This window comes from Micromonospora sp. NPDC047527 (assembly GCF_040643015.1).
In the GTDB taxonomy this organism is placed as follows: domain Bacteria; phylum Actinomycetota; class Actinomycetes; order Mycobacteriales; family Micromonosporaceae; genus Micromonospora.
Genome location: NZ_JBEYTK010000002.1, coordinates 525,368 through 549,970, shown reverse-complemented (window position 1 = coordinate 549,970; position 24,603 = coordinate 525,368). Strand labels below are relative to the sequence as shown.

The 24,603-nt window shown below is 72.4% G+C and carries 27 protein-coding genes and 1 riboswitch; of the genes, 12 read left to right on the top strand and 15 right to left on the bottom strand.

Translation table 11 applies throughout. From position 1 onward, the window contains the following. Nucleotides 1-140 precede the first annotated feature (140 nt). The 4 genes from ABZ808_RS11440 to ABZ808_RS11425 are packed head-to-tail and all read right to left on the bottom strand — an operon-like array spanning nucleotide 141 to nucleotide 2,443. Complete coding sequence (locus tag ABZ808_RS11440) at nucleotides 141-746, bottom strand: hypothetical protein (protein ID WP_357003918.1); 606 nt, start codon at nucleotides 744-746, stop codon at nucleotides 141-143. 4 nt (nucleotides 747-750) lie between these two features. Next, nucleotides 751-1,098 carry a YbaB/EbfC family nucleoid-associated protein gene (locus ABZ808_RS11435; protein WP_357003914.1) on the bottom strand — a complete coding sequence of 116 codons (348 nt, stop codon included), beginning with the start codon at nucleotides 1,096-1,098 and terminating at the stop codon, nucleotides 751-753. A gap of 11 nt (nucleotides 1,099-1,109) precedes the next feature. Further along, nucleotides 1,110-2,036: a WXG100 family type VII secretion target gene (locus tag ABZ808_RS11430; protein ID WP_357003911.1), complete on the bottom strand. Its 927-nt coding sequence runs from the start codon at nucleotides 2,034-2,036 to the stop codon at nucleotides 1,110-1,112. Beyond that, nucleotides 2,033-2,443, bottom strand: a complete 411-nt coding sequence (locus ABZ808_RS11425) for a type VII secretion target (protein WP_357003909.1) — start codon at nucleotides 2,441-2,443, stop codon at nucleotides 2,033-2,035. Before ABZ808_RS11425 ends, ABZ808_RS11430 begins: the two co-directional genes overlap by 4 nt. Before the next feature lie 133 nt (nucleotides 2,444-2,576). Between ABZ808_RS11425 and ABZ808_RS11420 the strand changes: the two genes are divergently transcribed. The 5 genes from ABZ808_RS11420 (at nucleotide 2,577) to ABZ808_RS11400 (ending at nucleotide 6,126) form a co-directional block, all read left to right on the top strand. Next, nucleotides 2,577-3,215 carry a transporter gene (locus tag ABZ808_RS11420; RefSeq protein WP_357003906.1) on the top strand — a complete coding sequence of 213 codons (639 nt, stop codon included), beginning with the start codon at nucleotides 2,577-2,579 and terminating at the stop codon, nucleotides 3,213-3,215. Beyond that, complete coding sequence (locus ABZ808_RS11415; protein ID WP_357003904.1) at nucleotides 3,212-3,523, top strand: transcriptional regulator; 312 nt, start codon at nucleotides 3,212-3,214, stop codon at nucleotides 3,521-3,523. Before ABZ808_RS11420 ends, ABZ808_RS11415 begins: the two co-directional genes overlap by 4 nt. Continuing rightward, entirely contained in the window at nucleotides 3,520-4,509 is a 990-nt protein-coding gene (locus ABZ808_RS11410; RefSeq protein WP_357003902.1) for an ABC transporter ATP-binding protein, read from the top strand. Before ABZ808_RS11415 ends, ABZ808_RS11410 begins: the two co-directional genes overlap by 4 nt. Before the next feature lie 11 nt (nucleotides 4,510-4,520). Beyond that, nucleotides 4,521-5,258, top strand: a complete 738-nt coding sequence (locus ABZ808_RS11405) for an ABC transporter permease (protein ID WP_357003900.1) — start codon at nucleotides 4,521-4,523, stop codon at nucleotides 5,256-5,258. A gap of 94 nt (nucleotides 5,259-5,352) precedes the next feature. Then, nucleotides 5,353-6,126 carry a VOC family protein gene (locus tag ABZ808_RS11400; protein WP_357003897.1) on the top strand — a complete coding sequence of 258 codons (774 nt, stop codon included), beginning with the start codon at nucleotides 5,353-5,355 and terminating at the stop codon, nucleotides 6,124-6,126. Between the two features lie 9 nt (nucleotides 6,127-6,135). On the opposite strand, the gene ABZ808_RS11395 is transcribed toward ABZ808_RS11400, so the two are convergent. The 4 genes from ABZ808_RS11395 to ABZ808_RS11380 form a co-directional block, all read right to left on the bottom strand. Next, a complete protein-coding gene (locus ABZ808_RS11395) occupies nucleotides 6,136-6,954 on the bottom strand; it encodes an ABC transporter ATP-binding protein (RefSeq protein ID WP_357003894.1) in 819 nt (272 codons plus the stop codon). Next, nucleotides 6,951-8,057, bottom strand: coding sequence for an iron ABC transporter permease (locus tag ABZ808_RS11390; protein WP_357004827.1), 1,107 nt, complete (start codon nucleotides 8,055-8,057; stop codon nucleotides 6,951-6,953). Before ABZ808_RS11390 ends, ABZ808_RS11395 begins: the two co-directional genes overlap by 4 nt. Nucleotides 8,058-8,079: 22 nt before the next feature. Continuing rightward, nucleotides 8,080-9,015, bottom strand: a complete 936-nt coding sequence (locus ABZ808_RS11385; protein ID WP_357003892.1) for an ABC transporter substrate-binding protein — start codon at nucleotides 9,013-9,015, stop codon at nucleotides 8,080-8,082. Nucleotides 9,016-9,096: 81 nt separating this feature from the next. Beyond that, a riboswitch (cobalamin riboswitch) is annotated at nucleotides 9,097-9,245 on the bottom strand. Nucleotides 9,246-9,288: 43 nt separating this feature from the next. Continuing rightward, entirely contained in the window at nucleotides 9,289-11,169 is a 1,881-nt protein-coding gene (locus ABZ808_RS11380) for a M14 family zinc carboxypeptidase (RefSeq protein WP_357003890.1), read from the bottom strand. Between the two features lie 211 nt (nucleotides 11,170-11,380). Between ABZ808_RS11380 and ABZ808_RS11375 the strand changes: the two genes are divergently transcribed. Continuing rightward, nucleotides 11,381-12,718 (top strand): C39 family peptidase, encoded by a 1,338-nt coding sequence (locus ABZ808_RS11375; protein WP_357003887.1) that lies wholly within the window; start codon nucleotides 11,381-11,383, stop codon nucleotides 12,716-12,718. An 89-nt stretch (nucleotides 12,719-12,807) separates the two neighbouring features. Here the strand turns inward: ABZ808_RS11375 and ABZ808_RS11370 are convergent, their stop codons facing one another. The 3 genes from ABZ808_RS11370 to mqnE form a co-directional block, all read right to left on the bottom strand. Continuing rightward, nucleotides 12,808-13,113, bottom strand: a complete 306-nt coding sequence (locus ABZ808_RS11370; protein WP_357003885.1) for a DUF4229 domain-containing protein — start codon at nucleotides 13,111-13,113, stop codon at nucleotides 12,808-12,810. 72 nt (nucleotides 13,114-13,185) lie between these two features. After that, a complete protein-coding gene (locus ABZ808_RS11365) occupies nucleotides 13,186-13,623 on the bottom strand; it encodes a hypothetical protein (protein ID WP_357003883.1) in 438 nt (145 codons plus the stop codon). 23 nt (nucleotides 13,624-13,646) lie between these two features. After that, on the bottom strand, nucleotides 13,647-14,816 hold the full coding sequence (mqnE, locus tag ABZ808_RS11360) for an aminofutalosine synthase MqnE (protein ID WP_357003880.1): 1,170 nt from the start codon (nucleotides 14,814-14,816) through the stop codon (nucleotides 13,647-13,649). 255 nt (nucleotides 14,817-15,071) lie between these two features. On the opposite strand from mqnE, the gene ABZ808_RS11355 reads away from it, so the two are divergent. Next, nucleotides 15,072-16,631: a C40 family peptidase gene (locus ABZ808_RS11355; protein WP_357003877.1), complete on the top strand. Its 1,560-nt coding sequence runs from the start codon at nucleotides 15,072-15,074 to the stop codon at nucleotides 16,629-16,631. A 411-nt stretch (nucleotides 16,632-17,042) separates the two neighbouring features. Here ABZ808_RS11355 and ABZ808_RS11350 read toward each other — a convergent pair whose 3' ends face one another. Next, nucleotides 17,043-17,699, bottom strand: coding sequence for a hypothetical protein (locus tag ABZ808_RS11350; protein ID WP_357003875.1), 657 nt, complete (start codon nucleotides 17,697-17,699; stop codon nucleotides 17,043-17,045). Between the two features lie 48 nt (nucleotides 17,700-17,747). Here ABZ808_RS11350 and ABZ808_RS11345 point away from each other — a divergent pair, with 48 nt between their 5' ends. The 4 genes from ABZ808_RS11345 to ABZ808_RS11330 all read left to right on the top strand — a co-directional run bounded on the left by ABZ808_RS11345 (nucleotide 17,748) and on the right by ABZ808_RS11330 (nucleotide 21,498). After that, a complete protein-coding gene (locus ABZ808_RS11345) occupies nucleotides 17,748-18,086 on the top strand; it encodes a hypothetical protein (protein ID WP_357003872.1) in 339 nt (112 codons plus the stop codon). Between the two features lie 133 nt (nucleotides 18,087-18,219). Further along, the gene (locus ABZ808_RS11340) at nucleotides 18,220-18,417 is read left to right on the top strand and encodes a hypothetical protein (RefSeq protein ID WP_357003870.1); all 198 of its coding nucleotides are present in this window, start codon (nucleotides 18,220-18,222) and stop codon (nucleotides 18,415-18,417) included. Between the two features lie 326 nt (nucleotides 18,418-18,743). Continuing rightward, the gene (locus tag ABZ808_RS11335) at nucleotides 18,744-20,771 is read left to right on the top strand and encodes a DEAD/DEAH box helicase (RefSeq protein WP_357004825.1); all 2,028 of its coding nucleotides are present in this window, start codon (nucleotides 18,744-18,746) and stop codon (nucleotides 20,769-20,771) included. Nucleotides 20,772-20,877: 106 nt separating this feature from the next. Further along, the gene (locus tag ABZ808_RS11330; RefSeq protein WP_357004822.1) at nucleotides 20,878-21,498 is read left to right on the top strand and encodes a putative glycolipid-binding domain-containing protein; all 621 of its coding nucleotides are present in this window, start codon (nucleotides 20,878-20,880) and stop codon (nucleotides 21,496-21,498) included. 19 nt (nucleotides 21,499-21,517) lie between these two features. Here the strand turns inward: ABZ808_RS11330 and ABZ808_RS11325 are convergent, their stop codons facing one another. The 3 genes from ABZ808_RS11325 to ABZ808_RS11315 are packed head-to-tail and all read right to left on the bottom strand — an operon-like array spanning nucleotide 21,518 to nucleotide 23,978. Next, the gene (locus tag ABZ808_RS11325) at nucleotides 21,518-22,609 is read right to left on the bottom strand and encodes a PLP-dependent cysteine synthase family protein (RefSeq protein ID WP_357003867.1); all 1,092 of its coding nucleotides are present in this window, start codon (nucleotides 22,607-22,609) and stop codon (nucleotides 21,518-21,520) included. 31 nt (nucleotides 22,610-22,640) lie between these two features. Beyond that, nucleotides 22,641-23,471, bottom strand: coding sequence for an SDR family oxidoreductase (locus tag ABZ808_RS11320; protein WP_357003865.1), 831 nt, complete (start codon nucleotides 23,469-23,471; stop codon nucleotides 22,641-22,643). A 48-nt stretch (nucleotides 23,472-23,519) separates the two neighbouring features. Further along, on the bottom strand, nucleotides 23,520-23,978 hold the full coding sequence (locus ABZ808_RS11315; RefSeq protein ID WP_357003862.1) for an Lrp/AsnC family transcriptional regulator: 459 nt from the start codon (nucleotides 23,976-23,978) through the stop codon (nucleotides 23,520-23,522). A gap of 268 nt (nucleotides 23,979-24,246) precedes the next feature. Between ABZ808_RS11315 and ABZ808_RS11310 the strand changes: the two genes are divergently transcribed. Next, complete coding sequence (locus tag ABZ808_RS11310; RefSeq protein WP_007454516.1) at nucleotides 24,247-24,513, top strand: BldC family transcriptional regulator; 267 nt, start codon at nucleotides 24,247-24,249, stop codon at nucleotides 24,511-24,513. Nucleotides 24,514-24,603: the final 90 nt, after the last annotated feature.

Here is a 24,603-nt window from a genome sequence, read left to right as displayed (position 1 = left end):
CACCGCCCGAGGCCGCACCGCCCGAGGCCACACCGCAACAGGCCACACCACCGCAGGCCGGGCCACTACAGCCGGCATCGCTGTAAACCTCGACCAAACCCGTTGCGTGCCGCTGCGGGCTGGCGCCGCCGCGGGTCGGGTCAGCGACCGGTCAGGGCTGAGGCGATGTCGCGCAGCGGTTTGCCGGGCTCGGCGATCGGCACCGTGAAGGCCAACCACGAGCCGTCGACGAACTCGATCCGGAGCCGCTTCGGGTTGAGCCGGTGCCAGCCCACCCGGGCGTCGGCCACCGCGGCGCGGGGCGTCGACCAGACGATCCGGGTTTCGGCCGCCGCCCGTTCGTCGTCGGCCCGGTTCGACCAGAGTTTCAACGGCCCGGACGCGCACACGAGCATCCGCCGGTCGGTGACGGCGAGGATGGTGTCCTCGATGGTGGTCGCCGGAGGCACCGGCCGCCGCGCGTACTGCAGCGTGGAGGCGGACGAGCCGGGCGCTCCCCGGCCGGCGATTCCGTAGGCCAGGCGATCGACGATCCGGTCTCCCGCCGGGAAGGAGAATATCGGCGAGAGCAGGTTGAGCAGCGCCCCGGAGACGCCACCGCCGCCGCGGGACGTGGCCGGCTGCTCCTCGATCGGCGGGTCGGGCGGCAGGGCGCCCTGGGCGATTCTCGCCTTCGCGACGGCGAGCAGCTGCTCACCCGGCTCGACGAGCTGGGTCAGCCGTTCCTGGTAGCTGATGTCGGCCATCGGATCAGTATCGATCCGGGCGGTCGCCGGTCGGTCGTCCGGCAGCGGGCGCGTCGCCGATCACCTCGCCCACCAGCTCGCGTACCCGGGCGGCGGCAGCCTCCTGCGCGCGGCCGGCGGCGGCGGTGAACTCCTCAGCCAGCGTGTACGAGTCGAAACGCATGGCCCGCGCGTCGAGGTCGGTCGACACGATCGTGCCGTCGGCGGCGGCGGTGACCCGGACCAACCCGGAGTCGCTCACACCCTCGGCGTTGCTCTGTTCGATCTCGGCCATCTTGCCGGCCAGCTCACGTTGCCAACCGTCCAGGTTGCGGGCCAGCGCCTCGATGCGGTCCAGACCCGGAAAGGTCATGTCGGTCCCTCTCAGGTCAGGATGGAGTCGAAGATATTTTGCACGCCCTTGGTGTACGGGCCGAGATCCTCGCGGTACGTGCCGTCCACCAGGTAGTTGCGGTCCTTGGTGCCGTCGGAGATGTCGTGCAGCCCGACGCCGGTGTCCAGCAGGGCGCCGCCGATGCCGGGGATGTTCACCGGGGACGCCTGGTTGATGAGGAACTTGCCCGGGAAGAGCACCTTGAATTTCTCGATCTGGAACGCCCGCGCCTCGGCCGTCCACCCGGACTTGTTCCACATCCGGTATGCCTTCTTCGCCTGGCGGATCTTCAGCACCGCCTCGCGGTACTTCATCAGCAGCTCGGCGACCTTCTGCATCTTGGCGGCCAGCTTCGTCAGGATCTCGGCGAACCGCGCGACGACCTTGACCATCCGGCCCACCACGGTAGCGAGCTTGGCCAGCACCCGGACGACCGTCGCCGCGAGCGAGATGCCGGCGCTGAGCGCCGCGGCCACCGCCGCGATGATGACCTCGGTGAGGAACCAGAGCAGGAACTCGAGGATCAACTCGACCAGCAGGTTGAACGCGTCGACCGCCGCGTTGGCCGCGTCGACCAGCACCTCCTTGGTGCCGTCCAGCCCACGGGCCAACTCCTCGATCGCCTCCTCCACCGACTCCATCGACGCGTGGAAGCTCTCGGCGGCGTCGCCCTTCCAGGAGCCCCGCAGGCGAGCCCGGTGCTGCACCTGCTCACCAGCAATCTCGCGGACCGCCGCACCGGTGCTCAGGCAGAGCTGGGCGGCGCGCATCAGGTCGTCCGGCTCGCCTGCGACGAGTTCGAGCAGCTGCTCGAAGGGCCACAACACCGCGTTGGACAACGGCTTGAACGGGTCGGGCGTACCCGAGACGATCTGCTCGAAGTACGTCTTGTTGCGCTGCAACGCCTCGGTGCTCACGCCGGCACCTGCCCAGTCCGGCCGGCGTCGCCGGGCGAGGACGGGCTCGGCGACCAGGGGCCGGGAGCGAGTACGTCGGGAGCGGGCGGACGGCCGGGCACGAACAGGTCCGTGTTGGCCACGTCGGAGCCCGTGTAGGAGTCGGCGGTGTCGGTGAGTCCTTCGGCGATGTCCGCCATCACCTCGGCTCCATCGGCCAGCCCCTGTAGGCACGCCTCGAACTGCTCGGCGTACGTCGCCGCGAGGCTGAACGACGCCGGCATCACACCGAAGGCGTGCCGTGGCACGTGCCCGTCGCCGAACGAACGGTGCAGTTCGCGAAAGCGGGCCGCCCGGTCGGTGGACGCCGCCGCGAACGCCTTCAGAGCCTCCGGCTCGACCTCCAGCTCACCGCTCGGGCTCGACACGGACCCTCCTCTGTGTCCTGTGCGACCGGTCAGTCACCACGGCTCCCCACCATAGGCACCCCGCGCCGCTGTCGGTACCCCGGCGCGGCGCGCGGGACACCGGGCATTGACTTTGCGGCGTAAAGTAGTTTGCGTGGAACCCAACGATGACCTGCCACCCTCCGACGCGGCAGCCGCGCTCCGGCTGATCCGTGAGCAGCAGGCAGCCACCGCACGTCGGCTGGAGCCGGACGCCCGACTGGTCTACTGGCCGTGGGGTGTGGCCTGGCTGATCGGCTTCGGGCTGTTCTTCCTGCGCTTCGCACCCGACGGTCGGGTGTTGGTCCGGCTACCGGAGTGGCTGCCCCTGACCGTCCTGTTCGTCCTGCTCGCGGCTGCCGCGGCGGTCCAGGCGGTCGCTGGCGCGCGGGCGTACGGGCAGGTCAGTGGCGACTCCGCGCAACGCGGACGCTGGTACGGCTGCGCCTGGGCACTGGGGTCGGTGAGCGTGTACGCGGCGGTCGGCCGGATCTCCGAGCACCTGCCACACGACCAGGAGGCGCTGCTCTGGTCGGCGACCGCCGTTGGCCTGACCGGCGCGCTGCACATGGCCGGCGGAGCCATCTGGCTGGACCGGGACCTGTTCCGGCTCGGCGTCTGGATCAGCGTGAGCAACGTGCTCGGCACGATCGCCGGGCCGGGCTGGCACGCACTGGTCATCGCGGTGGCCGGCGGCGGCGGGATCCTGGCCGCCGGAACGATCGCCCGGCGGCGACAGCGACACCGGTCGTGACCGAACTCGACCCGGTCATCCACGCGCAGGCCCGGCTGCGGGTGGTCGCCGCGCTCTCGACGCTCAACGACGGCGACCGGATCGCCTTTCCCCGGTTGCAGGAACTGCTCGCGATGACCGCCGGCAACCTCTCCGTGCACCTGCGCAAGCTGGAGGACGCCGGCTACGTGGAGATCAGCAAGACCCACCGTGGACGCACCCCGGCCACCCTGATCCGGCTCAGCCGGCGCGGCCGGCTGGCGTTCGAGGAGTACACCGAAGCCATCCGCACCCTGCTCGACCCCACTGCCACCAAGGAGCAGTCATGACCCTCGCCCGCGCCGACCAGGCCAGCCGCCGGTACGGCGACGTCCTCGCCCTCGACCGCGTCGACCTGGAGGTCCGCGCCGGTGAACTGGTCGGCCTGCTCGGCCCCAACGGCGCCGGCAAGAGCACTCTGATGAACCTGCTGGTCGGCCTACGCCGTCCCAGCTCGGGCCGGGTCGAGTTGTTCGGCGGCGACCCCCGCGATCCGGCATCCCGCCGACAGATCGGCGTCACCCCGCAGGAGACCGGCCTGCCGGGCACGCTCCGGGTCGGCGAGGTCGTCGACTTCGTCTCGGCGCACTATCCGGACCCGGTGCCCCGGGGCGAACTGCTCGACCGCTTCGGCCTGGGCGACCTCGCCCGACGGCAGACCGGTGGGCTCTCCGGCGGGCAGCGGCGCCGGCTGGCAGTGGCGCTGGCATTCGTCGGCCGGCCCCGGCTCGTGCTGCTCGACGAGCCGACGACCGGCCTGGACGTGGCCGCCCGGCACACGCTGTGGGACGCGATCCGCGCGTTCCACGACGACGGCGGGACCGTCCTGCTGAGCAGCCACTACCTGGAGGAGGTGGAGGCGCTCGCGCACCGGGTGGTGGTGATCGGGCAGGGCCGGGTGCTCGCCGACGACACGGTCGAGGCGGTGCGCGGCATCGTCGGCGTACGTCGGGTCAGCCTGGTCGCCGACGCGCTGCCCGAGCTGCCCGGTGTGGTCCGCACCGAACGGATCGACGGCCGGCTGCACCTGCTCACCACCGACGCCGACGAGTTGGTCCGGGCCCTGGTCACCGCCGGGGTCACCTTCGTCGACCTGGAGGTGCGGCCGACCTCGCTGGAAGAGGCGTTCCTCGCCATCACCGGCACCGACCAGCCCACCACCGGAACCCACCCCACCACCACGGCCGAAAGCCAGCCCACCCGTGCCGCCGACGGCCAGCCCACCGCAGACAGCCAGCCCACCGCCGCTGCCGGCGGCCGACCCACCGCCGTCTGAGGAGGCGCACCGTGCAGCTCGCCCTGGTTCACGCCCGCTACCAGCTTCTGGAGCTCATCCGGATCCCGGTGGCCGTCGTCGGCAGCGCCTTCTTCCCGGCCGCCGCCATGATCTTCTTCGTGGTGCCGTTCGCCGGTGACGATCCGGTCGGCGCCACCTTCGCCACCGCGTCGATGGTCACCTTCTCGGTCATGAGCGCCAACATCTTCCAGTACGGCGTCGGCGTCGCCGAGGATCGCGACCAGCCGTGGAGCCCGTACACCCGGACGCTGCCGGCCGGGCCGGCGCCCCGCTTCGCCGGCCGGGTGCTGGCGGGCCTGGCGCTGACGTTCCTGTCGCTGATCCCGGTCGTGGTGATCGGCGCGACCCTGACCGCGGCCCGGATCACCCCGGCGGCGTTCCTGCTGGCCATCGTCACCGTGGCCGTCATCTCGGTGCCATTCACGCTGATGGGGCTCACCATCGGCTACTCGCTGCCGAGCAAGGCGGCGATCGTGGTGGCGCAGGTCGTCTTCCTGCCGCTCGCGTTCGGCGGCGGGCTGCTCTCCGCGCCGGGGGACGCACCCGGTTTCATCGAGACGATCGCGCCGTTCCTGCCCACCAGGGGTGCGGCCGAGCTGATGTGGGCCGCGGTGGGCGACTACGACGTCGAGCCACTCTCGTTGATCATGCTCGGCGTCTGGGTGGTGCTGCTCGCCACGCTCGCCGCCTGGGCGTACCGGCGGGACGAGGGTCGCCGGTTCAGCTGACGATTCGTCCGTTTCCGCCCCGGGCCGCGGCGGGACGGTGCCAGGATTCCCGCAGGGGGCCGCCGTGGCCGCCCCGGCCGAGAGGGGTCTTGACGTGAGCACCGTCCCGCCGGGTACGCCCTGCTGGGCCGACCTGGCCACCCCGGATCTGACCGACGCGCGGCGGTTCTACCCCGAGCTGTTCGGCTGGACCGGACGGGTGACACCGGAGCCCGAGGCGGGCGGCTACACCGTCTTCCTGCTCAACGGGCAGCCGGTCGCCGGAGTGGGACCGCCCGCGATTCCCGATCAGGTGCCGATCTGGTCGACGTACCTCGCCACCGACGACGCGGAACTCGTCGCCGGCCGGGTCGAGCGGGCCGGCGGGCAGGTCGTGGTGCCGCCGTTCGAGGTCTTCGACCGGGGCCGGATGGCGGTCTTCGCCGACCCGGCGGGCGCCACGTTCAGCGTCTGGCAGCCGCTGGCGATGCCCGGCGCCGAGGTGTTCAACGTGCCCGGCGCCATGAGCTGGAACGAGCTGGTCACCCCCGATCCGGAGGGCGCGAAGGTCTTCTACGAGCTGGTGTTCGGCTGGCAGCCGGACGAACAGCCGGTCGGCGGAATGACGTACACCGGGTGGCGGCTCGGTGCGCGGATCGTCGCCGGGATGATGCCGCCGCTGGCCGACGACTTCCCGGCCGACCTGCCCGCGTACTGGACGGTGTACTTCGCGGTGACCGACGCGGACGCCGCCGCGGCCCGCGCCGCCGAGCTGGGCGGAACCATCCTCGTCCCACCCCGCGACATCCCGACGGGCCGGTTCGCCGCCCTACGCGACCCGCAGGGCGCCCTCTTCTCGGTGATCGACCTCGGCCCGGAAGAGGACTGACCGCCCCCGTCAGCGAGGGCGGACGGGGACCACCAGGGGGCCGTGGGTGCCGGGGACGACGCGGACGCTGGCCCGGTAGTGGGTGGCCAGGAGGTGTTCGGTCAGCACCTCGCGGGGGGTGCCGGTCGCCACCACCTGACCGTCGGCCAGCATCACCATCCGGTCGGCGTACTCGCCGGCCAGGGAGAGGTCGTGCATGGTGGCCAGCACGGTCAGGCCGTGCGCGCGGCGGAGCTGGTCGACCAGTTCCAGCACCTCCTGCTGGTGGCCGATGTCCAGCGCGCTGGTCGGCTCGTCGAGCAGCAGCAGCGTCGCGCCCTGGGCGAGCGCCCGGGCCAGGAAGACCCGCTGCCGTTCGCCGCCGGAGAGGGTCGCCAGCTCGCGGCGGTGGAAGCCGACGAGGTCCAGCCTGTCGAGCACCTCGTGCACGGCGGCCACGTCCGCGGCCGACTCCCGGCCCAGCGGCGGGATGTACGGGGTACGGCCGAGCAGCACGTAGTCCAGCACCGACATGCCGGGTGGCACCACCGGTGACTGTGCCACCGTGGCCACCACCCGGGCGCGGTTCCGGCGGCGCAGTTCGGCGCTCGGCGTACCGAACAGGGTGATCGCTCCCGGCGCGGGCAGCAGGCCGCCGACGGCGCGCAACAGGGTCGACTTGCCGGCGCCGTTCGGGCCGATCACGGTGACCCACTCGCCGACGGCGACGGTCAGGTCGACGCCGGTGAGGATCGGGGTGCCGCCCAGGCTGACGTGCAACCCCCGCACCTCGACCGCCGTCGCACCGGCCTGGCGGGGAGCGGGCACGCCGGCCGGCTCGGGGCTCATGTGAGCACCCGCCGGGCGGTGCGCAGCACCAGGACGAAGAACGGGCCGCCGAGCAGGGCGGTGACCACCCCGATGGGCACCTCGGCCGGGGCGGCGGCGGTGCGGGCCACCACGTCGGTCAGGGCCAGGAACGCCGCCCCGAACAGCATCGACAGCGGCAGGATCACCCGGTAGCTCGACCCGGCGAGCAGCCGGACGGTGTGCGGCACGATGATGCCGACGAAGCCGATCAGGCCGGTCGCGGAGACGGCGGCGGCGGTGCCCAACGACGCGGCGGCGATCAGCAGGTAGCGGGACCGCTGCGGGTGCAGGCCGAGGCTGCGCGCCTCGTCGTCGCCGAGCGCGAGGACGTCCAGCTCGCGGCGGTGCAGCAGCACCACCACGGTGGTCACCACGGCGTACGGCAGCACCAGCAGCACGTCGTGCCAGCCGGCGGTGGCCAGCCGGCCCAGCAGCCAGGAGTAGACGGACTGGATGGTGTCGGAGTGCCGTTGCAGCAGGTACGTCTGCCCGGCGGAGAGGAACGCGGAGACCGCGACCCCGGCCAGGATCAGCATCGCCGGGGACCGGCTCCGGCCGCCGGCCGCGCCGAGCAGGTAGGTCATCGTCACGGCGAGCAGCGACCCGACGAAAGCGGCCAACGGGATGGTCAGCGGCAGCCCGGAGATCGCGCCCTGCCGGCCGGCGCCGCCGAGGGCGATCACCGCGGTGACCGCGAGGCCCGCGCCGGCGGCCACCCCGAGCAGGTACGGGTCGGCGAGCGGGTTGCGGAACACGCCCTGGTAGCAGCCGCCGGCCAGGGCGAGCAGGCCACCGACGAGCAGGCCCAGCACGACCCGGGGCAGCCGCAACTCGGTGACGATGGCGATTTCCCGCTCGGTCAACCCGCTCTCCAGGTGCACCCCGGGGATCAGGTTGAGCAGCTCGGCGGCGACGCTGCCCGGCGGCAGACTGACCGGGCCGAGCGACACCCCGGCGACGAGCGCGACGAGCACCGCGAACACCCCGGCAGCCAACCAGCGCTTGCGCAGGCCGGCGGGCCGGGACGCGAGCTGCGTCCCGGCCGGCCGCGTGGTTGGTGCCGGGGTGGCCACCGGAAGCAGTCCGGTCACCGACGGACGTCGATCACGCGGGCACCTTGGCGACCGCGTCGATGACAACCCGGAGCAGGTCCACGATCCGTGGGCCCCACCGGGAGGCGATGTCGTCGTCCAGCGCCACGACCTGGTTGTTCTTCACCGCGGTGACCCCGGCCCAGCCGCTGCGGGCCTTGACCGAGTCGCCGCTCTGCTGGCAGCACTTGGCGTCGGCCAGGAAGACGAAGTCGGGGTCGGCCTTGACGATGAACTCCTGGGACAGCTGCGGGTAGCCGGCGCTCTTGCCGTCCGCGTCGGCCGGGTCGGCGATGTTGGTCAGACCGGCCAGGTCGTAGATCGAGCCGATGAAGGTCTTGCTGGTCGCGCTGTAGAGCTCCGGGCCCAGCTCATGGAAGTAGGTGAGCTTCTCGGCGCGCTGCGGCACGTCCTTGACCAGCTTGGCGATGTCGTCCTTCATCCGGGTGGTGACGTCGGTGGCCTGGTCGGCGTGCCCGGTAAGCGTGCCCAGATCGGTGATCTGCCGGTAGGAGTCGTCAAGCGTGGTCGCCGCCGGGGTCAGGTACACCGGGATCTTGAGCTTGCCGAGCTGGTCGACGATCTTGTTCCGGTCGTCGGAGATCACCACCAGGTCGGGGTTCTTGCTGGCGATGGCCTCGGCGTTGGGCTGGAAGCCGGACAGGTCGGTCTTGGGCGCGTCAGCCGGGTAGTTGGACTGGTCGTCGACCGCGGTCACCTGCGGGCCGGCACCGATGGCGAAGAGCATCTCGGTGGCGGTGGGCGCCAGCGACACGATCTTCTCGGGCCGCTTGTCGAGGGTGAGCGAGCCGACCGTCACCGGGAAGCTGGCGGTCGCCGAACCGACGCCGGGCGCCGGCTGGTCGGTGGTCTTCTCGGCGCAGGCGCCGAGGGCGAGCGCGGCGACCGCGAGGGTCGCGGCGAAGAGCCGGGGGGTACGTCTGAACATGGGGCCTCCTGTCGGTCGAGGAGTGTTGCTTCGCCGACAGGGCTTCCGTACGCCCGCCCACGAGGCGCCCTTCCTCGAGAGCGCGTGTCGCGACCGATCCGCAGGCGACCTGGCTTGTCCCCACCGTCAGGCGGGGCATCACAGTTGCGGGACAGCGCCGGTATCGCACCGGCTTCGCTGCGGAGTGGTCGCTAAGACGGTAGCGCACCGCGGGATCTGGAGGCTCGGAGCGGGTGGTGGGGCCCCGCAGGGGCGGAACGGGGCCCCACCCGATCAGGAGGCGGTGATGGTGACGTTGTCCACAGCCGCCTCCACGAGGCTCGCGCCGGAGGCATCCGCGGCCTCGACGAGGATCCGCACGGACTGGCCGGCGTACGGAGTGAGGTTGAGGTTCGCCACCGCCCAGCTCCCGTTGCGGTTGGTCGCCGCGCCGGCCTGGGTGAGCAGCGCGGTGGTGCCGCCGTTGTGCACCACGCTCACCCGCAGGTAGTCGGCTGACGACGAGTTCGAGCCGTGTGCCAGATACCAGGCCAGCGAGAGGGTCAGCGTGCCCGACGACGGCAGGGTCACCGCCGGGGACCGGGCACTTGTCACGCCACCGTCGACGTCGTAGTCACCGGCCGCCGAGCCGGCGAGCCGGCCGGTGACCAGGTCGTTGGCGCCGGCGTACGGGGTGAGCTGCTTGGCGCCGGAGGAGGTGGTCGCCTGGGCGGCACCCCGCTCCCACACTCCGCTGGTGGCGGCGTCCGTACCGGACGGGTTGATGGTCCACCCGGTGGCGGTCTCGAAGGTGTCGGACCAGACCGTGGTGCCGCCACCACCGCCGCCGCAGTACTGCGCCTGCTTGCCGATGGCCCGGTACGGGCAGTCGGCGTACTCGCTGAGCATCAGCACGGCCTCGCGGTTGCGGCTGGTCTGTGCGGGGATCACCTCGTCGGGCGGGTAGAAGCCGCCGCCGCTCGCCGAGCCCGGGTACATCTCGAAGGTGTACGCCCAGATGTTGTGGGTGGCCCACATCCAGTCGATGCTGTCCCCGTCGGTGATGTAGAGGTCGCTGGACTGCTGCGGGGTGTAGTTGTTGGTGGCCGCCATCTGCTGGCCGATGGTGGCGAAGGTGTTGTACTGGTCGGCGTTCATCCCGGCCGCGGTGTTCGCGGTGGTATAGCCGTACGGCCAGAGCACCAGCTGCGAGTACGTGTGGAAGTCGATGTTCGCCTTGATCTGCTGGGTTCCGCCGACCACGCGACTGTTGACGAAGTTGCGCAGCGCCTGCGTCTCCGGGGCGGAGAACGCCGACGGGCCGCGGTAGGTCTCCGACGAGGTCGAGCCGGACGAGCCGCCGCAGCAACCCCAGTTGTAGGACCAGTTGCGGTTCAGGTCGGTGCCGACGTTGGACGAGCCGCTGTTGGGCTGGCGGTTCTTGCGCCAGGACCGGTACGAGCCGGTGGCGATGTCGTACTCGCTGCCGTCCGGGTTGACGGTCGGCACGATCCAGATCTCCCGGCTGTTGACGATGTTGGTGATCCGGGAGTCGCTGCCGTAGCTGTCGGTGAAGAGGTTGAGCAGGTAGATCGCCATTTCGACGGTCAGGTGCTCACGGGCGTGCTGCTGGGCGTTGAACAGGATCTCCGGCTCGTTCTCGTCGGTGCCGACGTTGTCGGAGATCTTCACGGCCATCAGGTCGCGGCCCTCGTACGACGTACCAATGCTGATCTTGCGGGCGATGGCCGGATGGTCGGCCACGGCCTGGTTCACGACGGCGGTCAGTTCGGCATAGTCGTGGTAGTTGGAGTCGGCGGGCGGGAAGGCCAACGTGCCCACCTCACCGGCGCCGCGTTCGGCGTTCGGTGGCGGGGTCAGCGGTTCCAGGCGGAATCCGAGCCGGCCGATCGCGGCGGCCTCGCTCGCGGTCGCCGAGATGTGCAGGACCCCGTGCTCGGAGTAGTCGATGGCGGCCCCGGTGCGGGCCACCGCGTTGCGGTCGGCGAGGGTCCGGGGCCCGAGCACCCGGTAGCCGGCGGCGGCCGACTCGGCGGTGCGATCCGGTGCCGGTTTCGCGGCGACGGGTCCGGCGGCCACGGTGACGATGCCCAGCCCGGCGACGACAGCGAGCGCCAGGGCACGGCGGAGAGGTGTGGGCGTGCGGAGGGCCATGTACTACCTCCTCGAAGGGCGGGACATCCCGCTCGGTGATGCACACTTCATCACCAGCCACATGGTCGAATCAATATCCGTCGTTGCCTTGTGCATCCCAGATTCACCATCGCTGCGGCAATGATTTTCTTCCCAGCACCCACTGGCGAAACTTCCCTCCGCGCGGAACACTGACCAGCGACGATGCACCTCTCGACACCGCGGAGCACCCATGGCCAGATCCCGCCTGCACGCGGCCGCCCTCGCGGGCGTCAGCGCGCTCACCCTGCTCGCCCCCGCAGCCCCCGCCACAGCGGGTCGACCACCCGCTCCCGCCCACGACGAGCGGATCACCTTCCAGGACTGGTCCGGGCCCGCCGACTGGCACCGGGGCAGCAGCGCCGGCACCCGCGTCGTGCCCGGGGCGCGAGCGGGCGTCACCCTGGCCCGCCCGGCCGGCACCATCGAGTACGCCGATCCGCACACCGGCGCCACCCGCACCTGGGAGTACGGCACCTGGACCTCGCCGGTGACCCGGATCGGCTTCGACGCCACCGAACTGATCGCCTCCTGGAACGCCGAGACCCCCGCCGGCACCTGGATCCAGGTGGAGATGCAGGGCAGCTACACCAGCGGCGACCAGACCCCCTGGTACGTCATGGGTCGCTGGGCCTCCGGCGACACCGACATCAAACGGGCCAGCGTCAACCGGCAGGGTGATCCCTGGTCGACGATCTGGACCGACACCTTCAGCATCGACGACGCCGACGCCGGGGTGCTGCTGCGGTCGTACCAACTGCGACTGACCCTCTACCGGGCACCCGGGCAGACGGCCTCGCCGGTGGTCCGGATGCTCGGCGCGATGAGTTCCAACGTGCCGGACCGGTTCACCGTCCCGCCCAGCGCGGGGCACATCGCCTGGGGCGTCGAGTTGCCGGTGCCGCGCTACTCGCAGAACGTGCACAGTGGGCACTACCCGGAGTACGACGGCGGCGGCGAGGCGTGGTGCTCGCCCACCTCCGCGGAGATGGTCGTCGAGTACTGGGGGCGCAGGCCGTCGGCGGCCGACACCTCCTGGGTGGACCCGACCTACCCCGACCCGACGGTCAACCACGCCGCCCGGATGGTCTTCGACTACGCGTACGACGGCGCGGGCAACTGGCCGTTCAACACCGCGTACGCGGCCAGCTTCCCCGGACTGGAGGGCCGGGTCACCCGGCTGCACTCACTCGACGAACTGGAGCGTTTCATCGCCGCCGGCATCCCGGTGGTGACCAGCCAGTCGTTCCTGGCCAGCGAGTTGGACGGCGCGAACTACGGCACGTCCGGGCACCTGTTCGTGGTGGTCGGCTTCACCGCCGAGGGCGACGTCATCGTCAACGACCCCGCCTCGTCCAGCAACGACGTGGTGCGCAACGTCTACAAGCGTGCCCAGTTCGAGCAGATCTGGTTGCGGACCAAGCGCACCAACGCGACCGGCGGAGTCTCCGGCGGCTCGGGCGGCATCGCGTACCTCATCAAGCCCACGTCAAAGCCCTGGCCCCGGGTCCCCGGCTCCACCAACTGGTGACCGGCCCCATCGGGACCCCTCCTGACCTATCGGGGGTGATCAAGAGGTTCGCGTCACGGGACAGCCTCCCGGTGACGCGAACCTCTTGATCAACGCGGGGGCTCGTCGGTGGGAGGGGTGGGGTTGGTGGTGGGCTGGTCGGTGGAGGGCTGGTCGTCGCCGGCTAGGGCGGAGCGCAGGCGCTCCTTCTCCGCACGGCGGCGCTCCGCCGCCTCGGCCATCTCCTCGGCCATGTCGTCGCGGAAGCCACGCAACAGGAAGAAGGAGAGCGCGGCCGAGAACGCCAGCGCCAGAATCAGCTTCAGGAAAATGTCCATGTCGACGAACCAGAGGCCCGCCAGCACGGCGACGAACAGCCCGAGCCGGCCCAGCGTGTACTTGACCGCCGCGCTCACCTGCACCACATCCGTTCCCTAGCTCGCCCGCCCTGCGGCGGAAAGATCGACTCGCCCGGCGGGCGGTCGGGGTCAGCCGGTCCGGCGGGCCAGCCAGCGGACACCCGGAAACCAGACCACCGCGTACGCCACGGTGAACGCCGCCGCCGCCAACGCCCCGGACAGCAGCGGCGGCAACCCGGAGGCCAGCCCCGCGATCAGCAGCCCCGAGACCACCCCGACGGCCGCCGCGACCAGAGCCGCCACCACCCGGGCCGCGCCGAACTCCCAGGCCCGGAAGTCGTCCCAGAACAACCAGGCCGGCAGGATCACGGCCAGCCAACCGTTGGTGTGACCGAAGTCGCCGGCACCGAACATGGCGAACGCCAACTCGAACAGCACGAGCGCCAACACGCCGATGATCAGACCGGCCAGGCACACGCCGAGCAGGTCGGCCAGGGTACGGACCCGCCCCTGGTCGTCTCGGCGGGGAAACCCGCCCTGCTTCTCGGACTCGCGCTGCTCGGTCATCGACTGCGAGGGTACGTGGTGGCTCAGGCCCAGACCTGCTGCGGTTCGGCGCGGCGTTCGGCCAGCGACGGCGCCTTGTCGTACTCCCGGACCACGTTGTAGCGGGTGTCCCGTTCGACCGGCTGGAAACCGGCGTCCCAGATCAGGTGCAGCAGGTCGTCGCGGTGCATGGTGTTCGGGGTGCCGTACGAGTCGGCGTCATGCGTGATCTTGTATTCGACGACCGAGCCGTCCAGGTCGTCCACGCCGAAGTTCAGCGAGAGCTGAGCCACCGACAGCCCGTGCATCACCCAGAAGTTCTTCACGTGCGGCACGTTGTCGAAGAGCAGACGGGAGACGGCGAACGTCTTCAGCGACTCGGCCGGCGACGCCATCGTGGTGCGCGCCTGGATCCGGTTGCGGATCTTGCCGTCCGCCGAGTCCACGAAGTCGTGCTGGTAGCGCAGCGGGATGAAGACCGCGAAGCCACCGGTCTCGTCCTGCAACTCCCGCAGCCGCAGCACGTGGTCGACGCGGTGCCGGGGCTCCTCGATGTGGCCGTACAGCATGGTCGCCGGGGTCTTCATGCCCTTGCTGTGCGCCAGGGCGTGGATGCGCGACCAGTCCTCCCAGTGGCAGGCGTGGTCGACGATGTGCTGGCGGACCTCCCAGTCGAAGATCTCCGCGCCACCGCCGGTCAGCGACTCCAGGCCGGCGTCCATCAACTCGTCGAGGATCTCGTCGGCGCTCAGGCCGCTGATCTTCTCGAACCACTGCACCTCGGTCGCGGTGAAGCACTTGAGCTTGACGTTCGGCAGCGCCGCCTTCAGCTCGCGCAGCACCTTCGGGTAGTAGCGCCACGGCAGCGTCGGGTGCAGGCCGTTGACGATGTGCAGCTCGGTGAGCTGCTCATCCTCCATCTCCTTGGCCTTGCGGACCGCCTCGTCGATGCGCATCGTGTACGCGTCCTTCTCGCCCGGCTTGCGCTGGAACGAGCAGTACGCACAGGACGCCGAGCAGACGTTGGTCAGGTTGAGGTGCCGGTTGACGTTGAACATCACCCGCTCACCGTTCAGCTCGGTGCGCTTGTGGTGCGCCAACCGCCCCAGCCAGGTCAGATCGTCGCTCTCGTAGAGCGCGACCCCGTCCTCCCGGGTCAGCCGTTCACCGGCGTACACCTTCGCTTCGAGCTCGCGCTTGAGTCCGGCGTCCATGGCACGTCCCTTCCACCTGCGGTCCCGGTCGAGCGTACGTCGGCGCTCCGATGGTCGCGGCGGCACGGTCGGCGGCAGCGATCCACCCAACAGGCCCAGCGACCCATTCAACAGACTCTCAGCCTCCCGTAACCCGGCCACGCATCGACATCACCGGGCGGGTGCGGTAAGACAGGGTGGGGCGGAACTCACACACTGGTCTGCCCCGACGGCCGCGCCTACCGAGCGTGGCGGCGAGCACTGGACGGGAGCGGAATGGTCGACAGCGAGCGCGGGCGACGGCAGCGACGACGGAGCCCGGTGATCTCGCCGGTGCTGCGGCCGAAGCTCTGGGCAGCCCTGCTCGGCGCGATCGCCGCCGCCGTGCTGGCCACCCCCGCGTACGCCGACCCCGCCGTGCCCACCACGGTGCCGGACACCGGCTCCCGGCCCGCGGCGGTCGGCCAGCTCCGGCTTCCCGGCGGCGCGCCCGGCACCGTCGGCACCGTCCCACCGGTGGTCAACGTCGGCGCGGGCCCGCTGGCCGCCCAGATCGCCGCCGCCGAGAGTCAGGTCGGCCTCCTCGGCGACGGGCTGTTACAGAGCCAGCAGAAACGCACCGCTGCGCAGGCCCAACTCGAAGCGGCCGGCAAGGCGCTGGAGACCGCGCAGGATGCCGTGCTCCGTGCCCAGCAGGCGGCCGACGCGGCCGCCTCGGACGCCGTCAAGGCCGCCGCCGCGCTGCCCCCCGGCGACTTCGTCGACGACATCCAGGGGTTGAGCCGCCTCCACCGGATCAACCGTGGCGAAAAGGTCGAGGGCGCCACCACCGGCGTGACCGGGGAGCTGACGCGGGCACGGGCCGGCGAGCAGAAGGCCTACGAAGCACACGCCGCGGCCAAGGCCGCGGTCGACGCAGCCCAGGCGGAGTTCACCACCGGCGAGACGGCGCTGCGCGCGGCCGAGACCAGCCTGCTCACCCTCCGCAAGAACAACGCCACGCAACTGATCGAGATCGAGCGTCTACAGGAAGCCACCGAGCAGCAGCTCGGCGCGGGCTACGTCACCGGTCAGAACATCAGCGGGATGGCCGCGCACCCACGCGCGCTGGCCGCCGTCCGGTACGCGCTCGCCCAACTCGGCGACCCGTACAAGTGGTCGGAGGAGGGGCCGGACGCGTTCGACTGCTCCGGCCTGATGTGGGCGGCGTACCGGTCGCGCGGCGCCGACTACTTCAACCTGCCCCGGGTTGCCCGAGACCAGTACGCGGCCACCCGGGGTCGTACGGTGCCGCAGAGCGCGCTGCTCCCCGGCGACCTGCTCTTCTTCGCCTCCGGCAGCAGTTGGACGACGATCCACCACGTCGGCATGTACATCGGCAACGGCAAGATGGTGCAGGCGCCCACCACCGGTGACGTGGTCAAGATCTCGGTTGTCCGCTGGTCCCGGCTCTACGCCGCCACCCGGGTGATCGGCGCGGTGCCGGCCCCGGCCGTGCCGACCCCGCCGCCCGTGCGGCCGACGCCCACCCCGACCCCGACCCCGACCACGAAGCCGACGCCGACCACCACACCGACGCCGACCACGAAGCCGACGCCCACGCCGACCGGGTCGACCAGCCCGACGCCCACCGACACACCCAGCCCGACGCCGACCGGCAGCACCACGCCGAGCCCGACGACCAGCCCCGGCGGCCGGCCGACGACCCTGCCGACGCCGCCGACCACGGCACCGGCCAGCGCATCGGCCACCGCGTCGGCGCCCGCCACGCCCGAGACCAGCCGGGACGGGACCACCAGTAACAGCCCGGCGGGCAGCCCGAGCACCGACAGCTGACTCGCCACCGCCGGCTCTGGCTGTCCGCCTGGGACGATCTGTGGCACCGTGACAACCAGGCACATCCGGTCCGAACGTCACGGGCTCGGGTGCGAGCATGGCGCGGAGGGCGGAGATGGCCGAGCAGAGAGATCCGGCGGAGACTGTCGACCCCGTCGTCGATCGGGCCGACCCGCCGGAGCCAGGCGCGGCTGATCCGGCGACCAGCACCGATGCCGGCTCGGCCGTCGAGGGCACGCCCGACGGCGATGCGGGCAGCAGCGCGCCCGAGATGGATGGCGGGCGCCCGGGGGCCGACGATGCTCCCCCTGGCCCGGCGACCGCCGTCCCGGTGCGAGCACGGGCCAGTGTCGCGACCGTCTCGGCGCTGACCGGTGACCTCCCGGTCAGCGCCCCGGCCACCGCGACCACCTACCGGGCGACCGGCTCGGCCAGCCCCGCCAGCCTCCCGCTGCCCGGCCAGCGGGAGGGCTCGACCGCCCCGGCCCGGGCCAGCGCCACGGTGCCGGAGAGCAGCCGGTTCGCGGCCTCCACCGGGGGTACGCCGGAGCCCCACGCCAGCACGCCCGCCGTGTACCGGTCCGGGCCGGTGAATCCCGAGCCGCCTGAGCCGGCGCAGCCTCCGGAGCCAGCCCAGCCTCCCGCACCGCCGACCCCGGGGCCGACGCCTCCGGGACCGACGCCTCCGGGACCGACGCCTCCGAGGCCCGAGCCGACCGGCCCGGGTGAGCCGGAGCCCGCGCCCAGCCCGGGGCCGTACCCGCCCGGCCCGGCACCGACGCCGGAGCCAGTCCCTCCGCCGCAGCCCGGCCCCGCGCCGCCGCCCGTCCCGGGTCCACCCGTGCCGCCGCCCTCGCCCCTGCCGCCCATCCCGGGCCCGCCGACGCCGCCCGTTCCCGGGCCGTCGACGCCCCCGCCCGGCCCGCCGTTGCCCGCGCCGCCACCGCCGCCCGGCCCCCGGCCGGCGCCACCGTTTCCGCCACCCCCGGGGATGACCAACACCCCGGGTGTACGGGCCACCGCATCGGTCTCCGCGCCGCCGGCCGGCTGGCCGTCCGCGAACGGCACGACGCAACGGACCCCGGGCGCGGCACAGTCGGCTCCGAGCGGGGTGCGGTGGACACCACCCGCGACGCCGCCCGCCCCGCCTGCGACGCCGCCCGCCCCGCCCGTGGCGCAGTCGGCTCCGCCCGTGGCGCAGTCGGCACCGGGCGCGACACCGCCAGCACCGAACGGTCCGTGGGCCGAGGCACCCGGTGCCGCCGCGCCCGTGGTGCCCGCGCCCGCGCTGCCCAGTTGGCCGCCATCCACTACCAGCGCTCCTCGGCCGAGCGGCACCGGCACTCCCTCGCCGTCCACCACTGGCGTCCCCTCGCCGTCCACCAGCCGCGCGCCCTCGCCGAGCGGCACCGGCGGCGCCCGAACGGCCGCGCCCTCGACCTACCCGGCGGGTGACCGCGCCGGGCGGGGTACGGCGGCCGCCACTCGCCCCACGGGGCGCGATGGCAGCGCCGAGCTGCCGGGCACCGTCTACGGCGGCGGTGAGGGGCCGGGCTTCACCACGATCGCGCTGCCAGCCAACGGGGCGGTGGAGAATTCCGGCTCGCTGACCGGGCACATCCTGGCGCAGGGCTGGGCGGACACCCCGGCCGAGCGGTCCCGCAACACGCGGGTGGTGATCGTCCTGATCGCCGCTCTGGGGCTGCTGGTGGCGATCAGCGTGCTGGTCGTCCTGCTGGCCAACGACGCCATGGACAGCCTGGTGGGGAGCGTCCTCAACGGCTGAGTCGCAGAGCAGTAACGATGGTGAGTCCGCCCACTACGGTCGGCCAACCCGCTGGCGAGTCTGGCGAACCGCCGTACACTGGTCGGGATCACTGACCCGGCGCGTGTGGTGCGCGCCCCTGGGCGGTCTTGCGGGCGATCCGGCGGCACAGCCGCGGCAGGCCATCGCGAAGATGCGCCCCGCTCGAAAGGCATTTGTTGACCACCTCTGCTGACCCCAGCACCGTTACGTCCGTTTTCGATCCCAGTGCGGTGGCGAACGACGCCGCCCCGGCGACTCCCGACACCGCCCCGACGGAGGCCGCGCCGGTAGCGACCGCCGCCGACCTGACCGAGCCTGCTCCGGGCGCGGACACGCCGGCCGAGTCCGCTTCGCCCGAGACCGTCGAGGCGGTCGACTTCGCCGGCCTCGGCCTGCCCGAGGCTTTGGTTAGCGCGCTGGCCCGGCAGGGCATAACCGCCCCGTTCGAGATCCAGCGGGCCACCGTTCCGGACGCGCTCGCCGGCCGGGACGTGCTGGGCCGTGGGCAGACCGGGTCGGGCAAGACGCTCGCGTTCGGTCTGCCGATGATCGCCCGGCTGGCCAATCGCAACCGGGCCCGGCCGATGCGCCCGCGCGCCCTGGTCCTGGTTCCCACCCGCGAGCTGGCCATGCAGGTCAACGACGCCCTGGTGCCGCTGGGCAAGGCCGTCGGCATCTTCCTCAAGACCGCCGTGGGCGGGGTTCCGTACGACCGTCAGATCGACGCGCTGCGACGCGGCGTGGAGATCATCGTGGCGACCCCGGGCCGGCTCGGCGACCTGATCGAGCGGGGCATCTGCCAGCTCGACGACGTCGAGGTGACGGTGCTCGACGAGGCCGACCAGATGGCCGACATGGGCTTCCTGCCCGAGGTGACCGAGCTGCTGGCGAAGACGCCCGCTGGCGGTCAGCGCCTGCTCTTCTCGGCCACCCTCGACGGCGACGTCGACACGCTGGTCAAGCGGTTCATGAGCGACCCGGTGACCCACTCCACCGCGCCGTCCACCGCCTCGGTGTCCACGATGGACCACCACATGCTGCTGATCCCACCGCACGAGAAGTTCCCGGTGGCCGCCTCGATCGCCGCCCGGGACGGGCGGACCATGGTCTTCGCCCGTACCCAACTCGGCGTGGACCGGCTGGTCGAGCAGCTCGCGGCGGTCGGCGTACGCGCCGGTGGGCTGCACGGCGGCAAGACCCAGCGGATGCGGACGAAGACCCTGGCCGAGTTCCGTGAGGGCCGGATGAACGTCCTGGTCGCCACCGACGTGGCGGCGCGGGGCATCCACGTCGACGGGGTCACCCTCGTCCTGCACGTCGACCCGCCGAAGGACCCGAAGGACTACCTGCACCGCGCCGGCCGCACCGCCCGGGCCGGCGAGTCGGGCGCGGTGGCCACGCTGGTGCTGCCCAAGCAGCGCCGTACGACCCTCGCGATGTTGGAGAAGGCCGGCGTGGCACCGGCCGAGACCCGGGTCCGGCTCGGCGACCCGGTGCTGGCCGAGTTGATCGGCGCCCGCGAGCCCAGCGGCGTCCCGGTCCGGGTGGAGGCGGAGCCTCGTGGCTACGGCGACCGCTCCGGCGGCTCGCGCCGCTTCGACGACCGGTCCGGCGGCCCGCGTCGCTTCGGCGACCGTCCGACGGGCGACCGTCGCTACGGTGACCGGCCGACCGGCGACCGCCGCTTCGGCGACCGCCCGACCGGCGACCGGCAGTACGGCGACCGCCCGACCGGCGAGCGCGGCTACGGCGACCGCCCCACCGGCGAGCGTCGGTACGCCGACCGGGACAGCCGGGGTTACGGCGACCGCCCGCAGGGTGAGCGGCGCTACGGTGACCGGCAGCACGGCGACCGGCCCACCGGTGAGCGCCGCTTCGGCGACCGCCAGCAGTTCGGTGACCGGGCGGACCGGCCGCAGGGCGACCGCCGCTTCGGTGACCGCCCGACCGGCGACCGGCAGTACGGCGACCGCCCGACCGGCGAGCGCCGCTTCGGCGACCGCCCCACCGGCGACCGGCAGTACGGCGACCGCCCGACCGGCGAGCGCGGCTACGGCGACCGCCCCACCGGCGAGCGTCGGTACGCCGACCGGGACAGCCGGGGCTATGGCGACCGGCCCAGCGCTGACCGGCCCACCGGCGAGCGGCGTTTTGGCGACCGCCCGCAGGGTGACCGGGGCGATCGGCCGGCCGGCGAGCGGCGTTTCGCGGACCGGGACACTCGGGGTGGCTACCGCTCCGAGGGCCGTCCTCGGGACGACCGGCCCCGTGACGACCGGCCGCGCGACGACCGGCGTGGTTTCGGCGGGCGGCCGCCGGCGCGTACCCACTGATCCATTGATCTGACGGACGCCGTCGCGGAGCTGACGCTTCGCGGCGGCGTTCGCGCATGCGCTGCTATTGGCGGTCCGGTCGCGTAACGTCCGGCTCATGGCGACCATGGCGAAGTCGATTTTCTGGTCCCGTACGGACACCGCCGGCAGTGAGCAGGCCCTGCTCGACGACAGCAACGGGTTGTCGGCCCGGGGCACGTTGCTCGCGGTCGACCCGGTGCCCTTCACCGCCCGCTACCAGGTGGCCACCGCGCCCGACTGGAGCGCGTCCCGGGTCGAGGTCGAGGCCGAGGGGTCGGGTTGGCTGCGCAGGGTGACGCTGGAGCGGGCGGCGGGCCGGTGGCGGGTGACCACCGCCGAGCAGGGTGACCTGGACGCGGCGCTGGTCGCGGCCGGGCATCCCCGGGCCGGTCTGCCGGGCACCGACGACCCCGGCCGGCTGGACGACGCGCTCGACGTCGACCTGAGCGGCTCGCCGCTGTTCAATGCCCTGCCGGTGCGCCGACTCGGGCTCGCCGGCACACCGGCTGACCTGCCACACCGGATCACCGTCGCCTGGGTGCTGCTGCCCGGCCTGGAGGTGGTGTCGGCCGAGCAGATCTACACCGGGCTCGGGCCGGGGCGGGTGCGGTTCGCCAGTGGCACCTTCACCGCCGACATCGATGTGGACGCGGACGGCTACGTGGTGCGCTACCCCGGTCTGGCCGAACGGATCGACCCGCGCTGAACGCTGACCGAGCCGCCGTTCAGGCCGGCCAGGCGCCGCTGGCCAGGAAGCGGTCGATGGTGGCCGCGTGCGGCGCCAGGTCGAGGCCCTGGGCGGCCAACCAGTCGTCGGAGTAGTACGTGTCGGCGTACCGGTCACCGGGGTCGCAGATCAGGGTGACGACCGAGCCGGTCCGCCCCTCGGCGATCATCTCGGCGATCAGGCCGAAGGCACCCCACAGGTTGGTGCCGGTGGAGCCGCCCACCCGGCGGCCGAGCACCGCCGTACCGGCGCGCATCGCGGCCATCGAGGCCGCGTCCGGCACCTGGACCATCCGGTCCACCACGGCTGGCACGAAGGACGCCTCCACGGTGGGCCGGCCGATTCCCTCGATGCGGGAGCCCCTGCCGGTCCGCACCGACCAGTCGCCGGCCAGCCATGCCGGGTAGAAGGCGGAGTTGTCCGGGTCCACCACGCAGAGCTTGGTGGAGAGCCGGCGGTACCGGGCGTACCGGCCGATGGTGGCGCTGGTGCCCCCGGTGCCGGCGCCCACCACGACCCAGGCCGGGATGGCGTGCCGCTCCAACTCCAACTGCGCGTAGATCGACTCGGCGATGTTGTTGTTGCCCCGCCAGTCGGTGGCCCGCTCGGCGTACGTGAACTGGTCCATGAAGTGGCCGCCGGAGTCCTCGGCCAGCCAGCGGGCCTCGACCACGACGCTCGCCGGGTCGTCCACCAGGTGGCACCGGCCGCCCTGGAACTCGATCTGCGCGATCTTCTCCGGCGACGTGGAGGCCGGCATCACGGCGACGAACGGCAGCCCGAGCATGCGGGCGAAGTACGCCTCGGAGACCGCCGTGGAGCCCGAGGACGCCTCGACGATCGTCGTGCTCGGCCCGATCCAGCCGTTGCAGAGCCCGTAGAGGAAGAGGGAGCGGGCCAGCCGGTGCTTCAGTGAGCCGGTCGGGTGCGACGACTCGTCCTTGAGGTACAGGTCGACACCCCAGGCGCGGGGCAGCGGGAACGGCAGCAGGTGGGTGTCGGCCGAACGGTTCGCGTCCGCCTCGACAGCGGCGATGGCCTCGCTCACCCAGCCGCGATTGGCCTCGTCACACCGGTCGAGATGAGTCACGCCGGAAACCTAGCAAGCAGGCCTGAGGTGGTCAGCTCCGGTCCGGCGGGGCGGTCCGGCGGAGCTGGCGGCGTTGCCCGGCCCGGCCGACGGCCTGGACGAGGGGGGTCAGCCCGACGGCCAGCCGGGGCAGGGTGTCCAGCAGTCGGACCTGGGCGCCCCGCCAGCGAGGCAGGCTGACCACCGGGCGGGGCCGGCGAGCCAGCCGGGCCGCCCGGGCGGCCACCCGCTGCGGGGTCAGCATCGACCCGGTGAACGAGGCCGCCGCCCCGGGGTCGTCCAGCCGGTCGTGCAGCATCGGTGTCCAGATGCCGTCCGGGCAGAGGCAGGAGACGTGCACCCGCCCGTACCCGGCGATCCGCAGGTCGCTCAGCGTGCCGAGGCTGAACGCCAGCAGCGCGTGTTTGCTGGCGGCGTACACCGTCTCGCCGGGCGCGGCGATCAACCCGGCCAGCGAGACGATGTTCAGGACGTGGCCGTGGCCCTGCCCGCGCATCACGGCCAGCGCGGCGAGGGTGCCGTTCATGGCCCCGTGGGTGTTGACGTCGAGCACCCGGCGGCGGGTCGGCCCGTCGTGCTCCCAGGACGGCCCGGTGACCAGGATGCCGGCGTTGTTGACCCAGAGGCCGAGGCCGCCCCGGCTCGCGGCGGTCGCCGCGATCCTGGCGCAGGCGTCCTCGTCACGGACGTCCAGCGCCGCCGACCAGCCGCCGAGCGGCGCGGCGGCAGCCGCCGCCGCGGCCGGGTCGAGGTCGGTGAGCAGCACCGTCCAGCCGTCGGCGTGCAGCGCGGCGGCGACGGCGCGGCCCAGGCCGCCGGCGGCCCCGGTCACCACGGCCGTGCCGTGTCCCGGCGAGGTCATCGACGCACGTTACCGCCGCGCGGCGCGGCGACACCAGGGGTACGCGGGTCAGGCGGGCGGCTGGCCCACCGGCTGGGGGCGGTTCTCCCACTTGGTGGAGAGGGCGATGGCCGTCCGGGTGGAGGCGACCCCGGGGGTCCGGTTCAGCCGCACGATCAACTGCTCCAGCTCGGCGATCGTGCCGACCCGCGCCTTCAGCAGGAACGACTCGACGCCGGCCATGAAGTAGCAGGATTCGATCTCGGGCAGCACCCGCAGCGACTCCAGCATGTCGTCGGAGTCCGCGCCGGAGTCCTCGACGATGCCGATCAGCGCCGTGACGCCCAGCCCGATCGACTCGGGTGCCACGTCCGCGCGGTAGCCGCGGACCACGCCGCTGCTCTCCAGCTTGCCGACGCGCTCGTGCACGGCCGGAGCGGAGAGGCCCACCTGCCGGGCCAGCTCCGCGTACGAGAGGCGGGCGTTTCCCCGCAGCAGGTCGACGAGGCTCAGGTCGATGGCGTCCACGGAGAGTGACCTTAACCGGTTGGGCGTAACGAGACGCCTTCGGCATCCGTTGGACAGAACAGTGAGTAACTGTTCACAAACTGACTGTCAAGGCAGGGGTTGCACCAGTACCATTACTAACTTCCCACTCAGTGCATTTTTCGCGTTTGGCGGACAGGCCAGGTCGCTGGTGCTGTAATTGCCATACGTCCCTCATGACGGCTCTGGGCTCGCACCAGCCGGGGGCAGTGTGTTCAGCCAGGGGCTTCGTCGACGCGAGGAGGGGGCTGTGGACACTGGAGATCGCCTGCTGACACCGGGTGAGGTCGCCGCGCTGTTTCGGGTGGACCCGAAGACTGTGACGCGATGGGCGGCGGCTGGCCGGATAGGAAGCATCCGGACTCCAGGCGGGCATCGCCGTTTTCGGGAATCCGAGGTGCGAGCCCTGCTTGAGGGGGAGGGCATGCTTGACGAGGTGGACGAGGTCGGAAAGCCACGCAACGTGGGGCCGGCCGCTTCCACCGGGCCGGGTCCGGCCAACGCCGGCATGTATTGAACTGGTGCGGACAATGTAACGCGGACCGGACACCAGTCCGGTCCGCGTCCCGCTTTGACGGCACCGGCAGGGCCGGATCAGCTGGACGGA